The organism is Pseudarthrobacter sp. lyk4-40-TYG-27 (assembly GCF_030209295.1).
GTDB lineage: Bacteria > Actinomycetota > Actinomycetes > Actinomycetales > Micrococcaceae > Arthrobacter.
Genome location: NZ_JARVSH010000021.1, coordinates 19867 through 28666 on the forward strand (window position 1 = coordinate 19867; position 8800 = coordinate 28666).

5 protein-coding genes and 3 pseudogenes are annotated in these 8800 nt (G+C 61.5%); 3 read left to right on the top strand and 5 right to left on the bottom strand.

The features are described from left to right. Positions 1–143: 143 nt before the first annotated feature. From QRM96_RS20675 to hpaC, 3 genes are read right to left on the bottom strand one after another with little or no spacing between them, the layout of a single operon-like run. Complete coding sequence (locus tag QRM96_RS20675) at positions 144–1001, bottom strand: MFS transporter (protein ID WP_285320823.1); 858 nt, start codon at positions 999–1001, stop codon at positions 144–146. Beyond that, complete coding sequence (locus QRM96_RS20680; protein WP_285320824.1) at positions 983–2299, bottom strand: amidase; 1317 nt, start codon at positions 2297–2299, stop codon at positions 983–985. Before QRM96_RS20680 ends, QRM96_RS20675 begins: the two co-directional genes overlap by 19 nt. Continuing rightward, entirely contained in the window at positions 2299–2853 is a 555-nt protein-coding gene (hpaC, locus tag QRM96_RS20685) for a 4-hydroxyphenylacetate 3-monooxygenase, reductase component (RefSeq protein WP_285320825.1), read from the bottom strand. Before hpaC ends, QRM96_RS20680 begins: the two co-directional genes overlap by 1 nt. A gap of 183 nt (positions 2854–3036) precedes the next feature. Here hpaC and QRM96_RS20690 point away from each other — a divergent pair, with 183 nt between their 5' ends. Beyond that, positions 3037–3447 (top strand): response regulator transcription factor, encoded by a 411-nt coding sequence (locus tag QRM96_RS20690; protein WP_285320826.1) that lies wholly within the window; start codon positions 3037–3039, stop codon positions 3445–3447. 98 nt (positions 3448–3545) lie between these two features. Here QRM96_RS20690 and QRM96_RS20695 read toward each other — a convergent pair. Further along, a pseudogene (locus tag QRM96_RS20695) lies at positions 3546–3865 on the bottom strand (helix-turn-helix domain-containing protein); the annotation flags it as partial. Positions 3866–4436: 571 nt separating this feature from the next. Between QRM96_RS20695 and QRM96_RS20700 the strand changes: the two are divergent. After that, a complete protein-coding gene (locus QRM96_RS20700) occupies positions 4437–6518 on the top strand; it encodes a N,N-dimethylformamidase beta subunit family domain-containing protein (protein ID WP_285320827.1) in 2082 nt (693 codons plus the stop codon). 714 nt (positions 6519–7232) lie between these two features. Here the strand turns inward: QRM96_RS20700 and QRM96_RS20705 are convergent. Next, positions 7233–7596 (bottom strand): annotated as a pseudogene (locus tag QRM96_RS20705) (transposase); the annotation flags it as partial. Position 7597: 1 nt separating this feature from the next. Here QRM96_RS20705 and QRM96_RS20710 point away from each other — a divergent pair. Further along, positions 7598–8588 (top strand): annotated as a pseudogene (locus QRM96_RS20710) (IS110 family RNA-guided transposase); the annotation flags it as partial. Positions 8589–8800 lie beyond the last annotated feature (212 nt).

Below are 8800 nucleotides of genomic sequence, written 5' to 3' on the forward strand. Positions count from 1 at the left end.
ACCGCCTTGTGGACACTATGACCGCGTCTCATCAGTCGCCGGCCGAGAACGCCGAGGACGAGAAGCACTACAGCCCCGAACAGCCAAGGAAAGGAAGAGAAGAGTGCGACGAGTTCCGGCGAGAGATTTACGACCCCGGACAGCTACTTCGGCGACCACGTTGTGAGGAATCCCTGGGTCCAGAAGTTAGTGAACCCGGCGAAGACGGCGATGACGAAGGAGCCGCTGAGGAGTATGGCGCGCAATGGCACCTTGTGCTGGGAGTCGAAGGCAGCAAGCCGGTCATTCTCTGGTGCCGTTTCTTCCGCTGCCAGCGATTCGGGGGCCTGCCGGTTCCTGGTGGGTGTTTGCTTGTCCTTCGTTGCGAATTTCGCCCCGAAGGGCCCGTCTGCACCTAGAAGGAACCACGCCATCACCCATACTGCGCCTACGACCCCGAGAGCGCCGAAGGCCCATCTCCAGCCGAAGGAAATGATGATGGCGGCCAGTGCGGGAGCAGCTATGACGGGTCCGAGCGTTGACCCGACGGCGATCAGGTTGCTCGGCAGCGTTCTGTCTGCGGGGCGGAACCAGAAATGTGCGGAGGACAGCGACATCGCCGTGGCCGGCCCCTCGGCACCCCCGCGCAGGATGCGGGTGACGAGCAGGATGGCGGCGCCTCCGCCAAAGAGCATGGGGAACTGCAGCGCTGCCCAGCTTAGGCCCATGGCCAGCAGAAACCACTTGATCGGCGCCCTGCCGGCCCATAGGCCGATCAGCACGGAGAAGATCGCGTAGAGGAAGAAGAAGGCACTGCCGATGAAGCCGAATTCGACAGTGCTGATGCCCAGTTCCGGGATGGCTTGTTGTGCAACCAGGCCGAGGACGGCCTTGTCTGCGAAGGCGATGACTTGGAAGAGGATCAACAGAGTGGTGATGACCCACGCGCGTGTGTTCATTCTGCGTTGGGCGACCGCCTCGGCCAGGGATCCTGGCGCCGGGGTTACGTGTGTTGAGGACATGGTTTATACCTAGCGGTTGGAAAGGTGGGGGTGCGGGCGGCGATGGTTTCTTCAACCTGTTCGGCAATAGTGAAGAGTCGTTCTTCCTGGCCGGGGATACCTATGAGTTGGATGCCCAGGGGCATGCCGAATTCATCCCGGAGACCGGGGATGGTGATGGCCGCGAATCCCAAGGCTTGCCAAGGCCTGCTGAGCACTGGTGATCCTGTTGCTTCGATGCCGGCCGGGGCAGCTCCAAGTGCGGCCGGGCCCAGAACGGCGTCATGGGTCGCTAGCAACGAAAGGACTTCCTGACGGAGGGAAGCGATTGTTTGCTGGGCGGCTGCGTATTCTTCCGGCGTGCAGCGTTGGCCTGTTGTGAGAAGCTCCACCAGCGGGGGGCTTAGTTCGGAGGTGCGCTCAAGTTCTGCGGCGCGTTCCTCAGCTGCCTCATAGGCCATGACGTCTGCGTGGGCTTCGCACAGCTGTTGGATGAGATCGTGCTGCTGCCAATCATTAACGGCTGCGCCGCCGGCAATGAGGGTGTCAGCTGCAAACCCGACCGCGGCGTCCATGGCAGGGCTGACGTCCCCCAGGCCGCTGCCGTTCCACAGCAGGATGCGGACGGGTTCGTCTGTTCCTGCCTGCAGCACCTTGGCCGGCTGATGGGTGAGGATGTCCCAAACGAGGTGGAGGTCGGCAACGTGCGGGGCCAGGAAACCGAGGGTATCGAGTGAGTGACTGAGCCCTGTGACGCCTTCAAGGGAGAAGGTGCCGGTGGGGGTTACGAATCCAGCCGCGCAGCAGAAAGCTGCTGGCCGAGTCAGGGATCCGGCGGTTTGAGTGCCGAGTGCGAGAGGCACCACGTCGGCGGCCACTGCGGCCGCAGATCCACTGGAGGATCCCCCGGGAGTGTGCGCCAGGTTGGCGGGATTCCGTGTGGGGCCGGGCTTGAAGTAGCCGAACTCGGTGGTCACGGTCTTGCCGATGACGACCGCGCCGGCCTCGCGCAGGAGGCGGACACACTCCGCATCACGCGGGGCCGGGGTGTCGTCCCTCAAGCTGCTTCCGCACCGTGTGGGCATTCCGGCAACGTCTATGAGGTCCTTGACGGCGACAGGCACTCCCCAGAGGGGCCCGCGAGGATCGGCCGACTCCTCAAGTCGCCTGGCTGTGGCCAGAGCTCCCTCAGCGTCCACGTGCACCCAGGCGTTGATGCTCGGTTCGGTTTCCTCGATGCGCTGCAGGACCGCTTCAACAGCCCTTGTAGGCGTGATCAGCCCTTCGTGGAGCGCTGCCGAAAGGTCACGAAGACCCATCAGGCGACGAGTTCGGGCGTGACGGAAAGACGACGAAACTGCCTTTTGAAGTAGATGAGGCTGTCACGGTCCTCCTGTACTTCGACACGGTCCACCTGAACAAAAATGACTGAATGTGAGCCTTGGGTGGTGCGTCCGCTGATCCTGCCTACAATCTTCACGAGGGCGTCACGGAGCACGGGCACTTGGTCATCGCCCTTTTCCCAAATATCCCAGCCGAACCGCTCCTCCATGGGAACACGGGTCGCCCCTGAAAAGTGACGCGCCAGCTCTTCATGTTCCCCGCTGAGAACGTTGATGCAGATTTGGCCGTTGTTGTTGAAGATGTCGTGCGTGGCGCTGTTCTGGTTCACGCAGACGAGAACGGTAGGAGGGGCGTCCGTCATCGAGCACACGGCGCTGACCGTAATGCCGACCCGACCGTGGGGACCAGCCGTTGTCACGACATTTACGGCGGCCGGCAGGTGTGCCATGGCGGACCGGAATTCCTTCTGAATTTGCGTTAGCTCAGTCATTTTAATTCTCCCATTGTCGCGACCGATCCCGCTGGTCATTTAGCGAATTCTTGTGGTTAGAATCTATTGAGGAGCGGGCCTAAAAGGTATTGCGAGTAGTCCCACCTCAATTCAGAGTTGTCTTTAGTGGGATAAGTAGTTTCTTTAGGCGGCGTCGATTGACTTACATCTGCGGGGCCGGATATCGTCGAGTACCCCGCCTAGGCCTTAGTCAGTAGAAGCATGAATTCACCCGAACCGCTCGTTTACATCGCTGATGATGATGAAGAGTTGTGTAAATCGCTGGCGTGGCTTTTGGAATCCGTCAGCATCCCGTCCCACAGCTACTACGACGTGGCGTCGTTTCTGGCCGGCTACGACCAAGACCTGCCAGCGTGCCTGGTCCTGGATGTCAGGATGCCCAAGGCGGGCGGCTTCCAGCTTCAGGAAACGCTGAATCGGATCGCCTCCCCGATTCCAATTATTTTTGTCTCGGCTCACGGCGATATCAGGATGTCGGTGAAAGCTTTGAGGCAGGGAGCGGTTAATTTTCTGGAGAAGCCGTACGATCCCCAGCACATGCTGGACGTCGTGCAGGAGATCTGGACCTGGCCCAGGAACGCTTCGAAGCGAACCGCGGGCGGCGTGAAATAGAAAAGCGCATCGAAGCCCTCACTCCACGGGAGCGGGAGATATTGGCGCTTTGTTATCGAAGGTCTGCCCAGCCAGAGTATCGCCCGCAAGCTGGGCACCAGAACCTTGCCCACGGTGGAACGGGCCAGGTGTAGGTGGGCCGCTATCCGGTGTGGTCCCCACCGCCGGCTGAAGCGCAGCGCCACGATCCGCCGCTCCGTGTGCACGGGTGTCCGATTCGGACTACGTCGCGGCCGCGATGAGGCATCCGCCATTCCGCCCTCTCATGAAGCCGGTACCGGCCCACCCACTTCTTGACCGTTGCCGGCGAGCACTGGAACCGCTCCGCGGCCCGGCGCAAGGTCCAGCCCTGCTCAATGACCAGCCGGGCGAGCTTTCCCTTGGCCTTGGGTGTCAGGTCGGCGTTAGCATGGGTAATGTAAGATACGAGTGCCTCCTGGCGATCGAGATGAGTGTGGTAACCCAAAGTCGATATCGGAGGCCCTCGCCCTTTACATCACGCCACGCTGTTCACAACGTCCCTTGGGAATTACAGCTAGGTCACGTGCCGGGAAGTTGCCGCGCAAGAACACGGTCGCCTGCTGGTTCGCCTTTGCGAGGGCATTCCGCCACAGAGCCCGCAAAATCACAGCCAAAGAAAGCCTCGCTCTTGGGTTACCCGATAGCGCGCGGAGGCCGTGAATGCCCGCGATCAGTCGGGAAAATGTCCCCGGGCGAGCCTTATACACCAGGCGTGCAGACTTTCTGCCAGTACCAAAAGGTCGCATGGCGGTTGCTTTCCAATGGACTTTCTGCCCGCGCTAGTGGTGGTGGTATCTCGTTCGTGCACGAATGACGGGCTCCGCAACACCCTTCATGTTGTGTTTGGGCATCGCTCCCTGCGTGGTCGGAGAAAGCAAGCCGCGGCGGCCACTTGACGATACTAGGTCATCCGACCTAGTATCATTCCCTCACTATAGTTCTCGTCCACTGCGAAGAAATGAGCTAACGTGCTTGAGGTAACTGGATATGCCGATCGAATGAGTGTGAAACCTGGCGAGGACATCTCCTTTTTCGTGAGCTCCAGCGACGATGCCACGGCGCGCATCGTTCGGCTACACAGGAGAACGGATCTGTTCGAGGAAGTCGACAGCTTGTCCGACATAGCGCTGATTACCGCAGTGCAACCGTTGCAGTTAGGTAGCAGTGCGCGATTGGTGCAACCCGCGGGGGAATGGCCCGCCGATCTCGACGTGACGCTCTCCCTACTGCTGACACGTATCGTCCCCGATCGGCGGGGTGTTGTCACCTTCGGGCCGGAGCGCGGGCTGTTTGTGGAAGGTGGACAGCTGGTTTGCCGGTGGGACGAGCAGGTTGTGGTCATCGAGCGAATGTTGGAGTGCAACGTATGGTATTGGCTCGAGTTCACGCTCCCAGGTGGAGGTTCGGACAATGTCAGGGGTAGGACAATGAGCCTGACGTTGAAGAGTCCCGGAGGCAAACCGGAGTTGCGGGTGAGCGTTGAGGCGGCGGGGGCGACGTCGGTCGATTCTGGAGAGCTGCGGCTCTCAGGGTGGGCCATGGGGTCGACCTCCAGCGAGGGGTGCGTCGACGCTAAACTCAGCGCAGTCTCTCTCCGTTCGCGAATCTCCGGGCTGGTGGCGTCTTGGTCGTTCCATTCCGACCCTGGAAGGAAGGTCGTTCGCGATACCAGTGGACGAGGTCAGGATCTGCTGCTGATGCAGCACCCGAGACGGGCGGTGACCGGACCCAAGTGGGACGGCTCGTTCCAGGACCCGCGCCTCGGCGCCGAGCACTACGATGCCGTCGCGTTCCACAGCGACGATATGACAGACGCCGGATGGATACCAAGCTGTCGGTGGACGATCCCGGACGATCTAAGCAGCGGTGCATACGCCCTGGAGGTCACCGGTAGTGGAGGCACCGACCACATTCCATTTTTCGTCACCCCGGCGCCCGGACGGGCACGGAATCGAATCGCGTTTCTCGTACCGACTTTCAGCTACCTTGCCTACGGCAATGAACGGCACTGGTGGGATCTTCCCGATGTCGAATCTCGCTTGGGCGGGTCTGCGGAAAAGATCGTTCAGGCCCCGGAACGGTGGGCATGGGAACAGGGCTTACTCAGCTGCTACGACCGTCACCTCGACGGTACCGGTTGTACGCACTCGTCCTGGCTGCGACCGATCGTGAACTTCCGAGCCGACTACCATCATCCCTATATTGGGGGACCACACCAGCTCAGTGCGGACGTGATCATCCTGGATTGGCTCGACCAGGAGGGCATCGAGGTCGACCTGATCACGGACCACGATCTGCACATTGAGGGAGCTGCGCTGCTCATGGGGTATCGGCTCGTGATGACCGGGAGTCATCCGGAGTACGTCAGCGGTCCCGAGCTGAATGCGCTCGATGCCTTCACTGCCCGCGGCGGAAACCTGATGTACCTGGGCGGCAACGGATTCCATGCAGTTGTCACAACCTATCCGGACAGCCAGCACGTCATGGAGTTGCGTCGGGGACAGGCTGGCGCCACCCATTGGAAGACTCCGCCCGGTGAGACGTACCACGCCGCCACGGGGGAGTTCGGGGGGCAATGGCTGCAGCACAACCGATCGCCGCACCGCCTGTTCGGGGTAGGGACAGGCGGTGTCTCCTTCGAAAAGGGCAGGGGGCTTCGTAGAACGGCCGCAAGCCGAGACGCCGCAGTCGACTGGATCTTCGAGGGCGTCGACGGGGACGAAATCGACACGCCAGGTGCGGTCATGGGCGGGCCGGCGGGCTTTGAATTCGATCGAATGTCGGAAGGTTTCGGCACTCCGCGCGAGACTGTTCAACTCGCTACCGCAGTCTTCGAACCGGCCGTCACTGACTACACGGTCCTGGAAGGCCACTGGACGGGAGAATTTCCCGAGAACCGTTGCGACCTGACCTTCATACCACCGCGGAACGGCAGAGGTGCAGTTTTTGCCGCTGGGTCGATTAGCTGGTCGAGTTGCCTATTGACGCCGGGGCCAAACAAGGTCTCTACCGTCACGCACAACGTAATTCGACACTTGACCGATAGGTGATCTCAGATTTGTTCCCTGGGCTCTCTGAGCACGCCGGCGAGATTGACGCCTTGACCGCCTAGACCCCTTGTCCGTCCATCAGGCGAGGCCCTCAACGCCTAACGGCCGGTCACAGTCTCACAATCCTCGCGCAGGTCGGTATCGACCGAAGCTGCCTACAGAAAAATCAGCCTTCACCCTGCCTTGGATAGTTGCAAAGCAAGGCAGAAAAGAACAAAGTTCAGTAGAAATTGCACGGGGCGGAAAAACGCGGTGCTAGGACAAGGAACCGCAACAAGAGTGAACGGTAGGCGTTCTCTCCGCTGGTGGCGGGCCAAGGTCGGGAATCCGGGGAGGCGGGTGTGTGTGTGCCGGGTGCTGGGCTCAAATCGGTCCGTGAGGGCTCAGCTGGCCCAGGGGTTTGGCCGAGTCCTTCGTTCAGGGATTGGGGCAGTGAAGGAAAGGGCTTGCAACCTCAGCGGCGGGCAGCTGCTGCCGGCGATGAGGCCTTAAGGGGGGCGTGGTGGACCGTGAAGGTCTTCAGATGCAGGTGGTTTGGATCTCAAAGCCTGAACACGCGCAGTCCGAGCACGCGCCTACCAGTGCTGATCCGGGCGCGTGCGGGCGGGTCAAAGTTCGGCTCCTACCAGGCCGTTTTCGCCCAGATCCGGGTGCGGCGGGACCCGCGCAGCCGTGGGGTCAGAAACGTTGAACTACTTGGCAGCCCGGCGCAAAAGCATCCATCGAGTACCCGACGATCCTGCCGGAGTAGACGTCCTTCACAGCGCACAGGTAGAGCTTGCCCTCAGCGGTAGGGTGTTCGGTGATGTCGGTTAGACACAGCTCGTTCGGTGAGGCAGCGGTGAAGTCCCGCTCCACCAGGTCGTCATGGACCGGCGGCCCGGGCTTCCGGTTCAGGCCCCGCTTCTTGGAGAACACGGACCAGATACCGTGGTCCCTGCATAAGCGCTGGACTCTGTTCTCACTTGCTGTGATTCCCTTCTCCGGAGCTCGTCGGCGATGAAACGGTACCCGAATGCAGGGTCGTCGGTGTGGATGTCCATTGCGGCGTTGACTAGTGGGCATCGATCCAATCCCGTCCGGATCATGGTGAGCTTCTTGCTTGGATTCTCTCCCTCCATCGCCGGTCAGAGTCGTTTACGAGGCAGGCCCGACGGGGTTTGGCCTGGCCAGGTTCCTGCTTGCTGCCGGGATCGACACCGTGGTCGCGGCACCGTCGAAGCTCCAGCGCCCGTCCGGGGACCGGGTAAAAACCGACGCGAGGGATGCGGTGCATCTGGCCCGGCTGCTGAAGCTGGGTGAAATCACTCGGGGTAAGAATTCCATCAGCGGACCAGGAGGCTGCGCGGGATCTAGTCCGTTCCCGCGAAGACGTTCGCGGCGATCTGATGCGTTCCCGGCACCGGATTTCCATACCGCTGTTGCGCCATGGCATCGTTTATTCCGCGGCCGAGCCTGGACCGGCACCCACGAATTCTGGCTGGCGCGCCAGCGCTTCGAGAACCCGGCCCGGCAGCTGACCTACGAGTCCTCCCTTGAGGCGATGCATGAGATCTCGGACCGACGTGTCCGCCTCGATCAAGCGATCACCGCGATGGCCTATGCGAGCGAATACACCCCGGGGGTCAGATCGCTGCAGTGCCTGCGCGGCGTCTCCACGGTGACCGCGTTTGGACTGGCCGTGGAGATCGGCGACTGGGACCGGTTCACCGGCTCCACAATCGGCGCTTACCTCGGCCTGGTCCCAACTGAGCATTTTTCCGGACAATCCCGATCCCAGGGGTCCATCACGAAAACAGGCAACAGCCACGCCCGCCGCCTGCTCGTTGAGGCCGCCTGGCACCACCGCAGGCCCTATAACAACCCCTCCCGGCTCATGCGGTCCGCTGGGAAGAAGCCACCTCCGAAGCACGAACCCGCGGCCACGCCGGCAACCGGCACCTGCACGAACGCTGGCTCAGCTACCTCGAACGCCGCAAGCGCCCGGTCATCGCCAACGTCGCCATCGCCCGCGAACTCTCCGGCTGGTGCTGGTCCCTGGCCACCAGCACACATCCGGCCAGCCCCTGATTTCTACACGCTCTTGCCGGCCTCATCCAAGGCAGCAAACACTAAACACCCGCAGTCGCCAACGACACGCTGACCACACGCAACGACTCCTCCCGGAGGCACAAAAAGGAAGCGGTCCCAGGCAACCCTGAACTGGTCCCCGAAAGTTGGACTGGCCGGGACTGTCCGATTTTCGGTGGATCCGCGGTTGGCATTTAGTTGATTCTTCCGTC

Coding starts and splice junctions, on each gene's coding strand:
- QRM96_RS20675 (WP_285320823.1), bottom strand. CDS start 1,001: ATGTCCTCAACACACGTAACCCCGGCGCCAGGATCCCTGGCCGAGGCG.
- hpaC (WP_285320825.1), bottom strand. CDS start 2,853: ATGACCAGCGGGATCGGTCGCGACAATGGGAGAATTAAAATGACTGAG.
- QRM96_RS20690 (WP_285320826.1), top strand. CDS start 3,037: ATGAATTCACCCGAACCGCTCGTTTACATCGCTGATGATGATGAAGAG.
- QRM96_RS20680 (WP_285320824.1), bottom strand. CDS start 2,299: ATGGGTCTTCGTGACCTTTCGGCAGCGCTCCACGAAGGGCTGATCACG.